This is a genomic window from Frankia sp. CcMO1, assembly GCF_977945845.1.
This window is the reverse complement of record NZ_CDWTMG010000094.1, coordinates 1-16,382: the sequence shown is the minus strand read 5'-3', so window position 1 is coordinate 16,382 and position 16,382 is coordinate 1. Positions and strand designations below refer to the sequence as shown.

The window sequence follows — 16,382 nt, the reverse complement described above, 5'->3', positions numbered from 1 at the left end:
GAAGACAAGCCTAGACGCCCGCCAGGACGGGATGCTCACCTGGCCGCAGATCCGGGCGTTCGGTATCACCCGGCGTCAGCTCAACCGGCTGATACGCGACGATGCGTGGTCGGTTCCCTATCGGGGCACGTTCCTCCTGCCCGGTGCCCATGCCGTACGTGGGTCCGTGCGGGCTGCGTTGGTCGGTCGTCCCAGGGCCGTTGTCTGCGGTATCACCGCCGCGCGCCTTCTCGCCCTGGAGGGTCTTCCGAGGTCCCTGCCATTGTGGACGGGGCGAGCCCGCGGCCCGATGGGGCCCGATGGTGCGATTCCGTGCGCTCGCCGTCACGGTCTCCCATCGACCGCTCCGCCCCGGCAGGAGACCCCTCCCGGCCGGGTCTGCCGGGGTCGGTTCCCCGCGAGGCAACGGATACGGGGCGGCGACGAACGGCCTACCAAGCCGAGTCGGTGCATCTTCTTGTCCCCCCTGCGGTGGGCGCGGTGGCGCACACTCCGGGGCTGGTGGTGCACCGGGGCTGGTGCGACGCTGACGAACGGCGACTGCTGTCGGGTATTCCGGTGACGACGGTCGAGCGGACTTTGGCCGATCTCGTGCTGGACAGTGATCGGGAGACCGCGGTCAGCCTGTTGGACGCCGCCCTGCGGGGCGGGCATCTGGACGACGTCCACCGGGTGCGGGCGGCGGCCGCGCGCCGCTGGGGCACAGCCGAACGGCGAGGTTGGTTCGATCTGGTCGACCGACGGGCCGAGTCTCCGCTGGAGACGCGACTGCGGTTGTTGCTCACCGATGCGGGTCTGGCGCCCGAACAGCTCCAATGGCCGGTATGGGAGCCCGACGTGCCCGGCCAACTCTCACCCGGCGGTTCGGGCTCGGCTCCGACGACCTCGTCCGCCGGCAGGGGCCGATCTGCGGGGCTCGTTGCGCGGCTGGACATGGCCTGGCCCAGTTGTCTGCTGGCCGTCGAGGCCGACGGCGCCGCCTTCCACGAGGATCCCCACGCACTCTTCCGGGATCGGGTCCGGCAGAACGCCCTGCTCGCCCTCGGCTGGAGGCTCCTCCGGTTCACCTGGGCCGATGCCCTGAGCCGGCGAAGATACGTCGTGGAGATGGTGGAGCAGATGCTCCTCCGCCAGCGGCAGCAGTGACCTGGCGGGGGAGCCCGGGGGCCCGGGGGAGTTCGGGGGAGTTCGGGGGAGCAAGGCACGGTTCGCGGGGCCGGGACCGTGCCTTGCTCCCCCAGATTCGCCCGTTCCGGGTGCTGGCCGGTGCTGGTGGGTGCTGGGTCAGACGGCGGAGATGGCGCGCAGGACGTCCATGCGGGCGGCGCGCCGGGCGGGGAAGACGGCGGCGAGCACGCCGAGGATCGCCCCGGTGAGGACCACGAGCAGGATCGTCCGTACCGGGTAGGCGAACGTGCTGATTCCCAGGGAGGCCAGCGCCTTCGTCAGCGCCCAGCCGAAGATGCTCCCGACGACGACGCCCAGCACGGCTCCGAAGACCGAGATGATCATTGATTCAAGGATGACCATCAGCCTCATCTGCGACCGCGTCATGCCGACCGCACGCAGCAGACCGATCTCCCGGGTCCGTTCGATTACCGAGAGCGCCAGGGTGTTGACGATACCGAACAGTGCGATGACGACTGCCAAGGCCAGCAGCACGTAGATGAACCCGAGCAGCTGGTCGACCTGCTTCTCCTGCTGTGCGACGAACTCGGACTGGTCCCGGACCGCCACGGTGGCGAACGACTTGACCACCGTGGCGATCTCGGCCCGGACCATCGCCGGGTCTGCCCCGCTCGCCCTCTTCACCAGGACAAACAGGTCGAGGTCATCGGTGGAATGCCGGGCGAACTCGCTCGTGGAGATGATCCACTTGCCGGCTACCTGGCTCTTCTTGTAGGTGCCCACCAGGGTCAGCTCCGCGCGGCCGTCAGCGAAGGTGACCGGGACCTTCTGCCCCACCCGTAGCTGGTGGTCCGCGGCGGTGGAGTCCTCGGCCAGGATCGTGCCGTCGCCGAGGGCGTGGACGTCACCGGTCACCTCCTTGATGGCCAGCATCTTGACCAGACCCGCCGGGTCGCCGGCCAGCACCTGGGAGCTCTGCCCGGAGATCTTCACCAGGCCGCCCCGAAGACCCGTGGCGATCTCGATGCCGGGCTTGCCGGCCAGCTCGCGAGCCACCTCACCGCTGAATCCCTGCCCGAAGTTCTGGGGAGTCAGGTAGAAATTGGCGCCGAGGCTGTTCGACACTGTCTCCCGCACCGACTCCTTGATCGACTGTCCGAGCACGGAGAAGGCGCTGACCAGGGCGAGTCCGATCATCAACGCGGAGGCGGTGGAGGCGGTCCGGCGCGGGTTGCGCATCGCGTTCTCCCGGCCGAGCCGGCCGGTGGCCCCGAACATCCTCGCCAACGGTGCGCCGAGGATCCGGATGATCGGTCCGGACAGCAGCGGTGAGAGGGTGGCGACGCCGAGGAAGATCCCCGCCGCGCCCACCCCGACGGCGGTGGCTCCCGGCTTGCCCGCCGAGGCAGTGCCGAGGATCATCAGGACGATGCCGAGCGCGGTGAGCACCGACCCGGCGATCGCCCGGGAGCGCAGCGAGCGGGTCGGCAGCACGTAGGTCTCCCGCATCGCCGCGATCGGTGGCACCGACGCGGCCTTGCGGGCTGGCACGAACGCCGCCGCGGCGGTGATGAGCACACCGACGGTGTAGGCGATCACGACGGTGCGGGGGCGGAAGACCAGCGCACCGCTGGGCAGCTCCACGCCGAACAGGCCGACGGCGGCGCGCAGCAGCAGCGCGAGCCCCGCGCCGGCCACCAGGCCGGCACTGGCCCCGGCGAAGCCGACCAGCGCCGCTTCGACCTGCAGGGACACCTGGACCTGACGTTTGCTCGCCCCGATCGCTCGCAGCAGGGCCAGTTCCCGCACCCGTTGGGCGACGAGCATCGTGAAGGTGTTGAAGATGATGAAGGCGCCAACGAAGACCGAGATGGCGGCGAAGATCAGCAGAAAGGTGGAGAAGCCGCTGACGGCGTTCTGCACGGCACTGGCGCTCTCATCCGCTAACTGCCTGCCGGTGATCGCCTCGACACCCGGCGGGAGCGCGGCGGCGACTCGGGCCCGCAGCTCCTCCTGGGTCAGGCCGGGCTTGGCGGCCAGGTGGATCGCGCTGAACCGGTCGGGCGCGAGCAGGACCCGCTGGGCGGTGGCGGTGTCGAACGCGGTGATGGCGGCGCCCCCGAGACTGTCCTGACCGCCGATCCGGAAGGTGCCGACCAGGGTGTACTGCGCGGGCGGACCCTTGGTCTGCACCGAGATCTTTGCCCCGAGCGGCAGGTGGAGCTTCTCCGCGGTCGCCCGGTCGACGACGATCTCCCCGGGGCCGGGCGGGCGACCCTCGGCGATCTCCTCCGCCGAGGTGGGCTGATCCCCGGTCCAGCTGATACCGATCCCCGGCGCACCGTTGGTGTTCGAGGGCTTGCCGGTGGCCGGGTCGACGAGGACGGCCTGGCCGTTGACCTTGCCAACCGCCACCCGCACCCCGTCCACTCCGGCGGCGGTGGGGAGGAGCGAGGCCGGTAGCGGCGGGCGGCCGACGTCGCTCGTCGGGTCGATCGCGTTGACCGAGCGCACGGCGACGCTGACGTTCTTGTTGATGTTGGTGAAGAGGGTGTCGAACGTCCGGTTGAGGGTGTCGGTCAGGACCAGGGTCCCGGTCACGAAGCTCACCCCGGCGACGACCGCCAGCATGGAGAGCACCAGCCGGACCTTGCGGGCCAGCAGGCTCTTGAGGGTGGCGCGCAGCATCGGCTCAGGTCCAGCCCGCCGGCTCCGTGTCATCCGGGTGGTAACTGTCCCGTCCGCCGTCAACACGGCCGGGGCCGTCGACATGGCCGGAGCCGTCAACATGGCCGGGGCGAGGACCGAAACCGCCGGTGCGGCCGGGGTCGGTGAGTGGAGGCCCGCCGCCAGGGCTCGGCACCGGCCGGTGGTGGGAGCGGCCGGAGTGGTACTCCTCACCGTGGCGCGTGCCGCCGACCCGCCTGGAGGCCGGCTGCCCACCGGCGTCGGGCCCGAGGTCCGGGGCGGGGATTGCCTCGAACTGGCCGGTGCGCCGCTCCGGGTAATGGCTCTGATAGGGATCGTGCTCGTCCCGCCCGTAGGTCGGCTGGTCTGGGTAGACCTGGTCTGGGTAGCCACCGGCAGGCCCGTAGCGACCGTCGGTGTCGTTATGGTCGTCGCGGTAGCGGGGGGTGCGCCTGTCGGCGTCGTGTTCTTCGAAGCCACCGTCCCGGCCGTCAGCGATCTCGCCGTCGGCCGCCAAGCCGTCCGCGGCGGCGTCGAGGTGCTTCATCCGGTCCAGCACCTCCTCCGCGGTCGGGTTCGCGATCGCGTCAACGAGTCGACCGTCGGCAAGGAAGATCACTTCGTCCGAGTAGGACGCCGCCGTCGCGTCGTGGGTGACCATGACGATTGTCTGCCCGAGTTCGGAGACCGAGTCACGCAGGAACGACAGCACCTCGGCTCCCGACCGGGAGTCGAGGTTGCCGGTCGGCTCGTCGGCAAAGATGATCTCCGGCCGGGTGACCAGTGCCCGCGCGCAGGCAACCCGTTGCTGCTGACCGCCCGAGAGTTCGCTCGGCCGGTGCTTCAACCGCGGTGCGAGACCGACCGCGTCAACGACGGTGCGCATCCAGGCCCGGTCCGGCGAACGCCCGGCGATGCTCAACGGCAGCGTGATGTTCTCGGCCGCGGTCAGCGTGGGCAGCAGGTTGAACTGCTGGAAGATGAACCCGATGCGGTCGCGACGCAACTGGGTCAGTTGCTTGTCGGACAGCCGGGACAGGTCCACATTGCCGATGAAGACCCGTCCCCGGGTGACCGTGTCCAACCCGGCCAGGCAGTGCATCAGCGTCGACTTCCCCGACCCGGACGGCCCCATGATTGCGGTGAATCGGCCGCGGGGGAAGGCCAGGTTGATCTCGCGCAGTGCCGTGACGGTGGTATCACCGGAGCCATAGACCTTCGTCAGCTTGGCGGCGCGGGCCGCGGGTGCGGCGTCCGGTCCGTCTTCTCGCCGGCCGCCCGGGTGCTCGGGAGCCCGGCCGTCGCGGCCGGCAGCGTACTCGCCGGGCCGCGACCCGCGGTCCTCCCGGCCGGGCGGGCTGCCCGCGACCGCGCCCCGCTTCCCGCCTCGGGACGATCCGGTCCGTCGGGCCATCGTGATGTCCTCTCCCTCGCGGCGCGCTGTGTCTCTCTCGACGTCTCTCGACACGGTCTCTCTCGACACGTCGTGCCTGTCCTGCCTGCGCTCGGCCCCGACTGACCTGGGGCGGCCGTTCGGCTACCGTGGTCGATCTCCCCAACGACCGAACGATGATCGGCATCTCGCCGTCGCCGACTGTACCGCTGGCAGTACTGAAGATCCGATCGATATTACTTTTGGTAATCGGGTGATCTGGAGTGCCCCCGAGGAGGCCCGGTGGAGCCACCGCCGCCGGCGAGCCGAGGATGTCGGCACCGTAAACGGGCTGTCCGCGGGGAACGGGGCCCGGCCTGAGACCGCCATCAGCCGTCCGCCTCGCAGACGGTGGTGGCGGCCTCGTCGAGCGGCACCATGGATGTCTGCTGCGGTAGCGGTGGTGGGGTGCCGCCGAAGGCTGGGCATCGAGCCTGATGGTCGCACCAGGAACACAGTCTGTTCGGGGTGGCGCGCCAGTCCCCGGTGCGGTGCGCGCGGTCGATCGCCGCCCACAGGGCCTCGATCCGCCGCTCGGTGGCCCGCAGGTCGGCCTCGTCGGGGGTGGCCCGCAGCCAGGTGCGGTCGCCGAGGTAGTACAGCCGCAGCTCGCGCGGGAGCACTCCACGGATCCGCCAGAGCAGCAGGGCGTAGAACTTCATCTGGAACATCGCCGAGCTCTCGAACGCCGGACCGGGCGAGCGGCCGGTCTTGTAGTCGACCACCCGCAGGGCGGGTCCCTGCGCCGTGGTCGCCTCGTCGAGCCGGTCCAGGTAGCCCCGCAGCCGCAGGCCGGAGTCGAGCACGTGCTCGACGTACAGCTCGCGGGCCACCGGCGCCAGTCGTGACGGATCCTCCAGCGCGAAGTACCCGGCGAGCAGTTCGCGGGCCGACTCCAACCATGCCGCCAGTTCGTCGCGGCCACCGAACAGCGTATCGACCGCCGGCTCGCGGGCGCGCACCGTATCCCAGGCCGGCTCGACCAGCTCCCGTGCGGCCTGCAGGGTACGCCGGGACGCCGGGAGATCGAACAGCTTCTCCAGGACCGCGTGCACCACAGTCCCGCGGGTCGCGGCCTCGCTCGGCGGCTCGGGGAGCCGGTCGACGACCCGGAACCGGTAGCGCAACGGACAGTTGACGAAGTCCGCCGCCCGCGACGGTGACAGTGAACCAATCAACGGCCGGGGTGCGGCCGACGCCACCGGTCCCGGGATGGCAGGAGAGCGCTGCGTCGAGGTCATGTCCTGGACCCTAGATCCCCCCACCGACATCTTTGCCACTCGGTCCCGGACGACGGGTCGGAGTATGGTCCGTAGCATCGGATCCATGGCGGATCAGCACGGCGGCGCGGGTTCGGGCGGCGCAGGCTCGAGCGCCCACGGCGGCGCGAGCCCGGCGGGGCAGGCTCCAAGTGAGCGCCCCCCCGGCGTGCTGGTCGGGCGGATCCGCGGCGTTCCCATCGTCATCTCGCCGTTCGCCATCGTCTTTGCCGTCCTCGTCGCCTACCTGCTCTCCGGCTCGATCCGCGACCGGCTGCCGCTGGCGTCCGACGGGCGGACCCTCGCGCTCTCCTCGTTGATCTCTATCGGCTTCCTGGCCTCCCTGCTCGCCCACGAGATCGGTCACGCTCTGACGGCGCTGGCGTTCGGTCACACCGTGCGGTCCGTAACCCTGCACGGCTTCGCCGGGTTCACCGAGTTCGAGCCGGAGCCCCGCAGTGCCGGCCGCGAGTTCCTGATCGCCTTCGTCGGCCCGGCGGTCAACGGGGTGCTGGCCGCCGGCTGTCACCTCGGCCTGCTCGGCCTCGACGACACCAGCGATGCCGGCGCGGTCCTGCACGATCTCAGACTCATCAACATCGCGTTGTTCCTCTTCAACCTGGCACCCGGCCTCCCGCTGGACGGTGGACGGGTGGTCGTCGCCGCGGTGTGGGGCCTGACGCGCGACAAGCTGCGGGGGCTGCGGGCCGGTGCCTACGGCGGGTTCGTCGTCGCCGCCGGCCTGGTCGTCTGGGGTGCGTCGACCTCCGACGGCATCGGCATGGTGTACACCTATGCCCTGGCGGGCTTCCTCGCGTTCGCGGCCTACCAGTCGCTGCGCGCCGCGCAGGTGCGGGAGCGGCTGCCCGGCCTGTGCGCCGGCCGCCTTGCGCGCCGGACGCTGCCCGTCGAGGGTGCCGTCCCGCTGGCGGAGGCGCTGCGGCGAGCCCAGGAGGTCGGCGCCACCGCCGTCGCGGTGATCGACCGTGACGACAGTCCCCTGAAGATCATGAATGGCTCCGCGGTCGACGCGCTGCCGGAGCATCGGAGACCCTGGATGACCGTGGATGAAGTGAGTCGGGTGATCTCGCCCGGCATGGTCCTCGACGCCGATCTGGAAGGCGAGGCCCTGCTGGCGGCTGTGCAGCGGGTGCCGGCGTCGGAGTACCTCGTGGAGCAGGCGGGCCGCCCGGTCGGCGTGCTCGCGATGGTGGATCTCGTCGCCCATATCGATCCGGCCGCCGCCGCCCGCATGGTGGCGTCCCGGTGAGCGCCCCGCCCGACGAGCCGGTGTCCCCGGGGGAGGTGCCGTCCCTGGCCGGCGGTTACGCTCCGCCCCCGACCGGCGCCGCTCATCGCCGGGGCCTGTTCACCAAGGGCGACCGGGTGCAGCTGACCGATCCCAAGGGGCGCCGGCACACCGTCGTCCTCGAACCGGGCAGGCAGTTTCACACCCACCGGGGAGCCGTCGAGCATGACGCCCTGCTCGGCCGGCCGGAGGGGATCGTCGTCACCAGCACGGGTGGCACCGACTACCTGGCGCTGCGCCCGCTGCTCGTCGACTTCGTGCTGTCCATGCCGCGCGGGGCGACCGTGGTGTACCCCAAGGATGCGGCGCAGATCGTCACCTATGCGGACATCTTCCCGGGCGCCCGGGTGCTGGAGGCCGGCGTCGGGTCCGGGGCGCTGTCGTGCTCGCTGCTGCGTGCCATCGGCGACTCCGGGCGTCTGGTCTCCTACGAGCGGCGCGCGGACTTCGCCGAGATTGCCCGGCGCAACATCGAGGCGTTCTTCGGCGGCCCGCATCCCGCCCACACCGTGCTGGTCGGGGACCTGGCCGAGACAACCGAGCGTGACGTCGACCGGGCCGTCCTCGACATGCTCGCGCCCTGGGAGGTCGTTGACGCCGTCAGCGCGGCGCTGGTGCCCGGCGGGGTGGTCTGTGCCTACGTCGCTACCACCACCCAGCTTTCCCGGATCGTCGAGACGCTACGGGCGCACGGCACGTTCACGGAGCCCGCGGCGTGGGAGTCGATGATGCGGGACTGGCATGTCGAGGGTCTGGCCGTGCGGCCCGGTCACCGCATGGTCGGCCACACCGGTTTCCTGGTGACCGCGCGGCGCCTCGCCGAGGGGGTCACTCCTCCGGTGCGCCGCCGCCGGCCGGCGAAAGGCGCGCCGATCGGCCTCGACCCCGCCCTCGAGCCCGGGTCCGAGCCCAGCTCTGAGACCGGGTCCGAGACCGACCGGTCCCGGGATGCCGACCCAGGGTCGGCGACGATCCAGCCGATGTGACGTATCCCATGGGGTCCCAGGGGGCAGGCCATTCCCATGGGGTTCCATGGGGCAGGCCGTGGTCGCGAGTGTGCCGGCCGGGCGGGCCAGTCGTCAGCCGACGGGCCCGCCGGCCTCCAGCGTGCCGTCGGGGCGTTCCACGTAGATGCACGTCCCCGGGCACTCGTCGGCCGCGTCGACCACCGCGTCGACGAGCGGCAGCGGCACCGGGACGTAGGCGCCGGGCTGCATCTGCAGCTCCCCCGCGCTGTCCTTGACGTAGGCCAGACCGTCGACGTCGAACTCGAAGACGGCGGGAGCGAGCTGCACGCACAGACCGTCGCCGGTGCAGGCATCTTGGTCGACCCTTACCCGCAGGTCTGCCGAAACGCCCGGCTTCGCTGGAGTTGCCACAGGGCTCCGATCTTCTGTCAGCATGGCACCGTAACCCGCTGTTTACGGCAAAGCTGGATCGTCCTTGCCCGACCGGCCTGCCAGCGGCGGTCACAACGGTAGTGTGGGTGCGTCCCGGTCAGCACGGGGGAGGTGGAGGCGCAGTGTCCGGTCCCCGTTCGGGCTCTGGCTCCGATGGGAGCACGGGTCGTCCAGGTGATGCCGAATCACGGCGGTCGGCGTACGAGAAGGAAACACACGAGCTCACGACGCAGGTCGCCTTCCTGGAAGAGGAAGTGACCATGCTGCGGCGTAGGTTGTCCGAATCGCCCAGGCAGCTCAGGGTGCTGGAGGAACGGCTCGCGGAGATCCAGGCGGAGTTGTCGGCTGTCACGGGACAGAACGACAGGCTCGTCGCGACCCTCCGCGAGGCGCGAGACCAGATCGTCACCCTGAAGGAGGAGGTCGACAGGCTCGCGCAGCCGCCCAGCGGCTACGGGATCTTTGTCTCCTCCTACGACGACGGCACCGTCGACGTGTTCACTCAGGGCAGAAAGCTCCGGGTGACCGTGTCGCCGAGCGTCAACATCAGTGATCTCTTGCCCGGCCAGGAGGTCATGCTCAACGAGGCGCTGAACGTGGTCGAGACGCGCGCGTTCGAGCGGCAGGGTGAGATCGTCCTACTCAAAGAGGTCCTCGAGGGCGGGGACCGGGCGCTGGTGCTCGGTCACACCGACGAGGAGCGGGTGGTCATGCTGGCCCAGCCGCTGCTCGACGGACCGATCCGGTCCGGGGACTCGTTGTTGATCGAATCCCGTTCTGGCTACGCCTTCGAGCGGATTCCCAAGTCCGAGGTCGAGGAGCTCGTCCTCGAAGAGGTTCCCGACATCGGCTACGAACAGATCGGCGGCCTGAAGAGCCAGATCGAGTCGATCCGGGACTCGGTCGAGCTGCCGTTTCTGTACAAGGAGCTCTACCGGGAGCATCAGCTCAAGCCACCGAAGGGTGTGCTGCTCTACGGCCCGCCCGGCTGCGGCAAGACGCTGATCGCCAAGGCGGTCGCCAATTCGCTGGCCAAGAAGGTCGAGGCGAAGACCGGCCAGGGCACCGGTCGGGCGTTTTTTCTGAACATCAAGGGTCCCGAGCTGCTCAACAAGTTCGTCGGCGAGACCGAGCGGCAGATCCGGCTGGTGTTCCAGCGGGCGCGCGAGAAGGCGTCCGAGGGGATGCCGGTGATCGTGTTCTTCGACGAGATGGACTCGATCTTCCGGACCCGTGGCTCGGGGGTGTCCTCGGACGTGGAGAACACGATCGTCCCGCAGCTGCTCAGCGAGATCGACGGCGTCGAGCAGCTTGAGAACGTCATCGTGATCGGCGCGTCCAACCGCGAGGACATGATTGATCCGGCGATCCTGCGGCCGGGTCGGCTCGACGTGAAGATCAAGGTGGAGCGGCCCGACGCCGAGGCGGCTCGGGACATCTTCGCCAAGTACGTCGTGCCGGAGCTGCCGCTCTACCCGGATGACCTGGCCGAGTTCGGCGGTAACCGGGAGGCGACCGTTCAGGCCATGATCCAGCGCGTGGTCGAGCGGATGTACGCGGAGAGCGAGGAGAACCGCTTCCTCGAGGTGACCTACGCCAACGGAGACAAGGAGGTCCTGTACTTCAAGGACTTCAACTCCGGTGCGATGATCGAGAACATCGTCGCCCGGGCCAAGAAGATGGCGGTCAAGGAGCACATCGAGGGCGGGCAGAAGGGGCTGCGCATGCAGTACCTGCTCGCCGCCTGCATGGACGAGTTCAAGGAGAACGAGGACCTCCCGAACACGACCAACCCGGACGACTGGGCCCGGATCTCCGGCAAGAAGGGTGAGCGGATCGTCTACATCCGCACGCTTGTCACCGGAACGAAGGGTACCGAGGCCGGCCGTTCGATCGACACGATCGCGAACACCGGCCAGTATCTGTAACGGTCGCAGTACCTGTAACGGCCGGTACCTGTAAGGGGCTCGGGTCCCGCCCGACGGCGGGACCCGAGCCAACGCCGTGGGCCCCGGGGCCCACGGCGTTGCTCTGGGCGGCGTTGCTCTGGGCATTGCGGCACTGGCACCCCTGGGTGTATCCTTCCGCCCGCATCCTCGGTGAACGCCGGTCGGTCGGACTACCGTGCCGCCACCGAATTCTGACGATAGGCGTGGCAGCGGACGTGTCATCCCGAGCGGCCCAGAGCAAACAAGGCAGACGTCCGGCCAACCGACCGCCCGTGCAGCACCTACGCTTGCAGAGTGAGCGCGCGCCGGATCATGGGGATCGAGACCGAGTACGGCGTATCGGTGCCCGGTCAGCCGAACACCAATCAGATGTTGGCCTCGTCGTTGGTGGTGAACTCGTATGCCAGTCGAACGTCGGCGTCGGGCAGCCGCGCCCGGTGGGACTTCGAGGAGGAGTCACCGCTGCGCGACGCCCGGGGCTTCGAACTGCCCCGCGAGCCGGCGGTCGATCCGAGCGCCCCGGCTAACGAGGACGATCTCGGCCTGGCCAACGTCATCCTGACCAGCGGGGCGCGGCTCTATGTCGATCATGCGCACCCGGAGTTCTCCTCGCCCGAGGTCACCAACCCTCGCGACGTCGTGCTGTGGGACAAGGCCGGGGAGCGGGTGATGGCCGAGGCCGCCCGCCGGGCGTTGTCTGTGCCCGGCTCCAAGCCGGTCTACCTCTACAAGAACAACACCGACAACAAGGGCGTCTCGTACGGATGCCATGAGAACTACCTGATGGCACGGTCGACGCCTTTCGGGGAGATCGTCCGCAACCTCACCCCGTTCTTCGTCTCCCGTCAGGTCGTCTGCGGGGCCGGGCGGGTCGGGATCGGCATCGACGGCCGGGAGCCGGGGTTCCAGATCAGCCAGCGGGCCGACTTCTTCGAGGTCGAGGTGGGGCTCGAGACCACGCTGAAGCGGCCCATCATCAACACCCGGGACGAGCCGCACGCCGACCCGGAGAAGTACCGCAGGCTGCACGTCATCATCGGCGACGCGAACATGAGCGAGGTCGCCACCTACCTGAAGGTGGGAACGACCTCCCTGGTCCTCGCGATGATCGAGGACGGCTGGTTCACCGCGGACCTGTCGGTGGACGGGCCCGTGGCGGCGCTGCGGGCGATCTCGCACGATCCGTCCCTCAAGCATCTGGTGACTCTGCGCGACGGTCGTCGGATGACCGCGGTGCAACTGCAGATGGAGTACTTCGAGCAGGCCCGCAAGTACGTCGAGGACCGGTTCGGTGCCGACGTCGACGGCCAGACCGCCGACATGCTCTCCCGCTGGGAGTCGATCCTCGGCCGCCTCGAGGTCGACCCGATGAGCTGCGTCCGCGAGCTCGACTGGGTCGCGAAGCTGTCGATTCTGGAGGGCTACCGGTCGCGGGACGGCCTGGCCTGGGACTCGCCGCGGCTGGAGCTCGTCGACCTGCAGTACCACGACGTCCGTCCGGACAAGGGCCTCTACAACCGCCTGGTGGCCCGGGGCCGGTTCGATCTCGTCGTCAGCGAGGAGGAGGTCACCCGGGCGATGACCGAGCCTCCCGAGGACACCCGCGCCTTCTTCCGGGGCCGCTGCCTCGCGCTCTACCCGCAGCAGGTCGCCGCCGCGTCCTGGGACTCGGTCATCTTCGACATCGGTCGGGACTCGTTGCAGCGGGTGCCGACGCTGGAGCCGCTGCGCGGCACGAAGGCGCACGTGGGCGAGCTGCTCACCCGCTGCCCCACGGCGAGTGATCTGGTGGACGCGCTCGCCGGCCGCTGAGAGCCGGCGCCGATCCCGGTCGGGAGAGCCGGCGCCGGATCCCTGGCAGGGGGTTCACGTTGCGCCCTGGGCGGACGTCGCGACGGAACGGCCGGTTCGTGATGGAGTGGACCTCTCACCGATCGAACGGATGGTGTCGGTGGGGCGGGATAGTGTCGCGCCAGGCGATCGAAGGAGGGCTTCATGGCCACCAGGGACAGCGGCGGCGGGCAGCAACACGCGGACCGTCGGGCGGAGGAGATCGACGACGTCGCGACCGAGGACACGAGTGCCTCCGACCTCAAGGAGCGGCACGAGAAGCTCTCCGAGGACGTCGATTCCCTGCTCGACGAGATCGACGACGTCCTAGAGGAGAACGCCGAGGAGTTCGTGAAGGGCTATGTCCAGAAGGGCGGCCAGTAACGGCGGTCCGTAGCCGGCCGTCCGGTAACCGGCGGGCCGGTAGCCAGTGGTATCGGGCGTCGTGGATGACGCCCGGCGGTGGTAGCTCTGGCGGGGTCGACGCCGCCGGGTGAGGCCGCGTGCCGCGGGGGCCCGGCGCCGCACCGTCCGCGTGCCCCGGCGCAGGTCGGCGGGCCGCACGTGCGGCCGTGACCGCCTTCCCTGCCGACTCGTTCGACCGGCCTGCCCGCCCGCTTCGGGGGGCGATAGCCCTATGTTGTGCTTCATCTGTAACGTCGGGCCGGGAGCCTCGGGGACGCCCCGGGCGCGCGGCTCACGTGACCGACTATCGGAAGGGGGATGCGTGGCTGATCCATTGGGGGCCGCCGGGCGCCTACCGGCTGTGTTCATGACGCCGGGAACATCGTCGTTCGCCGATTTCCTGTCGCGGTCGGCGCCGCACCTGCTGCCGGGGGCCCGGGGTGGCCTGCCGGGGCCGGTCACCGAGGTGGCGCACGGCACGACGATCGTGGCGGTGGCGTTTTCCGGTGGCGTGATCATGGCCGGTGACCGGCGCGCGACACAGGGGCACATGATCGCTCAGCGGGACGTCGAGAAGGTCCATCACGCCGACGACTACTCCTGTGTGGGGTATGCCGGCACTGCCGGGGTCGGCGCCGAGCTGATCCGGCTGTTCCAGGTGGAGCTGGAGCACTACGAGAAGATCGAGGGGTCGACGCTGAGCCTGGACGCGAAGGCCAACCGGCTGGCGGCCATGGTCAAGGGAAACCTGCCGATGGCCCTGCAGGGCCTCGCCGTCGTCCCGCTGTTCGCCGGGTACGACCTCGACACGGGCAAGGGGCGGATCTTCTCCTACGACATCGCGGCGGCGAAGTCGGAGGAGCGCACGTACGAGTCGATCGGTTCGGGCTCGGTGTTCGCGAAGGGTTCGCTGAAGAAGCGGTTCCGGTCCGATCTCAGCCAGGACGACGCCGTCCGGATCAGCGTCGAGGCCCTCTACGACGCCGCCGACGACGACTCGGCGACCGGCGGGCCGGACGTAATCCGCAAGCTGTACCCGATCGTCGCGGTCGTGACGGCGGACGGCTACCGTCGCTATGCCGACGATGAGATAGAACCAGTGGTGACGGCCATCATCGCGGACCGTTCGACGAACTCGGGAGGCTGACGTGACCATGCCGTTCGGATACGCGAGCCCCGAACAGCAGGTCCGCGACAAGTCCGAGTACGCGCGCAAGGGCATCGCGCGGGGTCGCAGCGTCGTCGTCCTCACCTACGAGAACGGGATCCTGTTCGTCGCCGAGAATCCGTCGGCGACCCTGCACAAGATCAGTGAGATCTACGACCGCATCGCGTTCGCCGCGGTCGGCAAGTACAACGAGTTCGAGAATCTGCGGACGGCGGGCATCCGTCTCATGGACTCGCGTGGCTATATGTACGACCGGCGTGACGTGACCAGCCGCGCGCTCGCCAACGCCTACGCGCAGACCCTCGGTGCGATCTTCAGCGAGAGCGTCAAGCCCTACGAGGTCGAGATCGTCGTCGCCGAGGTCGGCACCTCGATCGCCGACGACCAGATCTACCGGCTGACCTATGACGGGTCGATCGCCGACGAGCGGGGCTTCGTCGCGATCGGTGGCGCCTCCGAGCAGGTCACGACGTCACTGAAGGAGCATCACCGGGACGGCCAGCCGCTCGCCGAGGCGCTGCGCGTCGCGGTGCAGGCCCTGACCGTCGGGGTGCCCCCGGGCCTGCCGCAGAATGGCGAGCGGGTCCTCGCGGCCGCCAACCTGGAGGTCGGCATGCTGGACCGGACCCGGACCCGACGGATGTTCAAGCGGATCGTGGGCCCGGCACTCGAGGGGCTGCTCGCGCAGACCTCGGCCACCTGACCCCGGCCACCCGACCGGCCCACCGTGTTCGCCGGCCATCGGTCGGTTCCTGGCAGGCCGCGATGTCCACCGGGGGAGGACTCCCCGAACCCCGGGATGCCGAGCTCCGCGTGGCATCCCGGGGTTCGAGTCTCACCCGCCCCACCATGTTTGGCATTGTACGAACCGCTCCTTTCGGGGGCGTTGTGGCTGGTAGGGCGGCGGCGGAGCTGCTTCTGCTTGGTGCGCAGGGCGGCGAGTCGGGTGGCGAGGGTTTTTTCGTCGAGGGTGCCGCGCTCGAAGGCGGACAGGTAGTGGTCGATGGCCTGGTCGGTCTGGGTGAGGTCGGTCTGGACGGTGGCGAGTTCGCCGATGCGGTCGGCGTGGGCGTTGTGGTGGAGCTGGCGGGCGTGGTGAACGGCGTCGGCGATGAGCTGCTGGTGGTCGCGGTAGAAGGCGGCGAGCGCGGTACTGCGGGCAGCGCATCCGGCCGGTGAGGTAGTAGTCGGAGTCGCTGGCGGCCCGGTGGGTGTGTTCGTCGCTGCGGATGGTGAGGATCTTCTCGGCCTCAGCGAACTGGGCCGCGTCGATGATCGGTTCGTGGGTGTCGGTGACGGTGATCTCGCGGAAGGTCAGTTCGCCGAGGTAGATGCGGTTGTCCAGGACGCGGAGCACCTGGTGTCCGGACCAGGGGCCGCCGGTGGTGGTGCGGTGGCCGCGTTCGTTGAGGGTCTTGGCGATGGCGCGGGTGCCGAGCCGGTCGCGGACGTAGAGGTTGAAGATCAGACGGACGACGGGCGCTTCCTTCTCGTCGGCGAGCAGTTTCCAGTTGGCGCGGTCGACCTGGTAGCCGAAGGGCCGGTTGCCGCCCATCCACAGGCCCTTGGCGGCTTTGCGTTCCATGCCGACGATGACCCGGTCGATGATCGTGTCGCGTTCGAACTGCGCGAACATGGCGAGCATCTGGAGCAGCATGCGGCCCATCGGGGTCGCGCGGGTTGCGGGTGGAGCGGGTGGAGCGGGTGGAGCGGGACACTATCGCATTGACACGACGGCTCCACTAGGGCCTGTTTGGGAAGTACGTCCCGGGGTTGGCCGTGGATCTGATGGTGATTTTCGGATTGCATGATCC

The 16,382-nt window shown here is 69.6% G+C and carries 13 protein-coding genes and 1 pseudogene; 9 read left to right on the top strand and 5 right to left on the bottom strand.

The window, feature by feature from the left end; genetic code table 11:
• The first annotated feature begins 447 nt into the window (after positions 1-447).
• Positions 448-1,146 carry an endonuclease domain-containing protein gene (locus AC08OU_RS13130; RefSeq protein WP_462187506.1) on the top strand — a complete coding sequence of 233 codons (699 nt, stop codon included), beginning with the start codon at positions 448-450 and terminating at the stop codon, positions 1,144-1,146.
• A gap of 138 nt (positions 1,147-1,284) precedes the next feature.
• Here AC08OU_RS13130 and AC08OU_RS13125 read toward each other — a convergent pair whose 3' ends face one another.
• The 3 genes from AC08OU_RS13125 to AC08OU_RS13115 form a co-directional block, all read right to left on the bottom strand.
• Positions 1,285-3,816 (bottom strand): ABC transporter permease, encoded by a 2,532-nt coding sequence (locus AC08OU_RS13125; protein WP_476600135.1) that lies wholly within the window; start codon positions 3,814-3,816, stop codon positions 1,285-1,287.
• Between the two features lie 4 nt (positions 3,817-3,820).
• On the bottom strand, positions 3,821-5,230 hold the full coding sequence (locus AC08OU_RS13120; RefSeq protein WP_476600137.1) for an ABC transporter ATP-binding protein: 1,410 nt from the start codon (positions 5,228-5,230) through the stop codon (positions 3,821-3,823).
• 347 nt (positions 5,231-5,577) lie between these two features.
• Positions 5,578-6,489, bottom strand: a complete 912-nt coding sequence (locus AC08OU_RS13115) for a RecB family exonuclease (RefSeq protein ID WP_476600139.1) — start codon at positions 6,487-6,489, stop codon at positions 5,578-5,580.
• 85 nt (positions 6,490-6,574) lie between these two features.
• Here AC08OU_RS13115 and AC08OU_RS13110 point away from each other — a divergent pair, with 85 nt between their 5' ends.
• Together AC08OU_RS13110 and AC08OU_RS13105 are read left to right on the top strand one after the other, a co-directional pair.
• Positions 6,575-7,777 (top strand): site-2 protease family protein, encoded by a 1,203-nt coding sequence (locus tag AC08OU_RS13110; protein WP_476600140.1) that lies wholly within the window; start codon positions 6,575-6,577, stop codon positions 7,775-7,777.
• 44 nt (positions 7,778-7,821) lie between these two features.
• Positions 7,822-8,802 (top strand): tRNA (adenine-N1)-methyltransferase, encoded by a 981-nt coding sequence (locus AC08OU_RS13105; RefSeq protein ID WP_476600146.1) that lies wholly within the window; start codon positions 7,822-7,824, stop codon positions 8,800-8,802.
• 93 nt (positions 8,803-8,895) lie between these two features.
• Here the strand turns inward: AC08OU_RS13105 and AC08OU_RS13100 are convergent, their stop codons facing one another.
• Positions 8,896-9,195, bottom strand: a complete 300-nt coding sequence (locus AC08OU_RS13100; protein WP_476592861.1) for a ferredoxin — start codon at positions 9,193-9,195, stop codon at positions 8,896-8,898.
• 143 nt (positions 9,196-9,338) lie between these two features.
• On the opposite strand from AC08OU_RS13100, the gene arc reads away from it, so the two are divergent.
• The 6 genes from arc to AC08OU_RS13070 all read left to right on the top strand — a co-directional run bounded on the left by arc (position 9,339) and on the right by AC08OU_RS13070 (position 15,747).
• The gene (gene arc / locus AC08OU_RS13095; RefSeq protein ID WP_476600142.1) at positions 9,339-11,144 is read left to right on the top strand and encodes a proteasome ATPase; all 1,806 of its coding nucleotides are present in this window, start codon (positions 9,339-9,341) and stop codon (positions 11,142-11,144) included.
• A 315-nt stretch (positions 11,145-11,459) separates the two neighbouring features.
• Complete coding sequence (dop, locus tag AC08OU_RS13090) at positions 11,460-12,977, top strand: depupylase/deamidase Dop (protein WP_476592863.1); 1,518 nt, start codon at positions 11,460-11,462, stop codon at positions 12,975-12,977.
• A gap of 183 nt (positions 12,978-13,160) precedes the next feature.
• Entirely contained in the window at positions 13,161-13,379 is a 219-nt protein-coding gene (locus tag AC08OU_RS13085) for a ubiquitin-like protein Pup (RefSeq protein WP_476592864.1), read from the top strand.
• Between the two features lie 343 nt (positions 13,380-13,722).
• Positions 13,723-14,547 (top strand): proteasome subunit beta, encoded by an 825-nt coding sequence (prcB, locus tag AC08OU_RS13080; protein WP_476600144.1) that lies wholly within the window; start codon positions 13,723-13,725, stop codon positions 14,545-14,547.
• Between the two features lies 1 nt (position 14,548).
• The gene (prcA, locus tag AC08OU_RS13075; protein WP_023841072.1) at positions 14,549-15,271 is read left to right on the top strand and encodes a proteasome subunit alpha; all 723 of its coding nucleotides are present in this window, start codon (positions 14,549-14,551) and stop codon (positions 15,269-15,271) included.
• A 185-nt stretch (positions 15,272-15,456) separates the two neighbouring features.
• The gene (locus AC08OU_RS13070) at positions 15,457-15,747 is read left to right on the top strand and encodes a hypothetical protein (protein ID WP_476600148.1); all 291 of its coding nucleotides are present in this window, start codon (positions 15,457-15,459) and stop codon (positions 15,745-15,747) included.
• Positions 15,748-15,859: 112 nt separating this feature from the next.
• Here AC08OU_RS13070 and AC08OU_RS13065 read toward each other — a convergent pair.
• Positions 15,860-16,204: pseudogene (locus AC08OU_RS13065) on the bottom strand (recombinase family protein); the annotation flags it as partial.
• Positions 16,205-16,382: the final 178 nt, after the last annotated feature.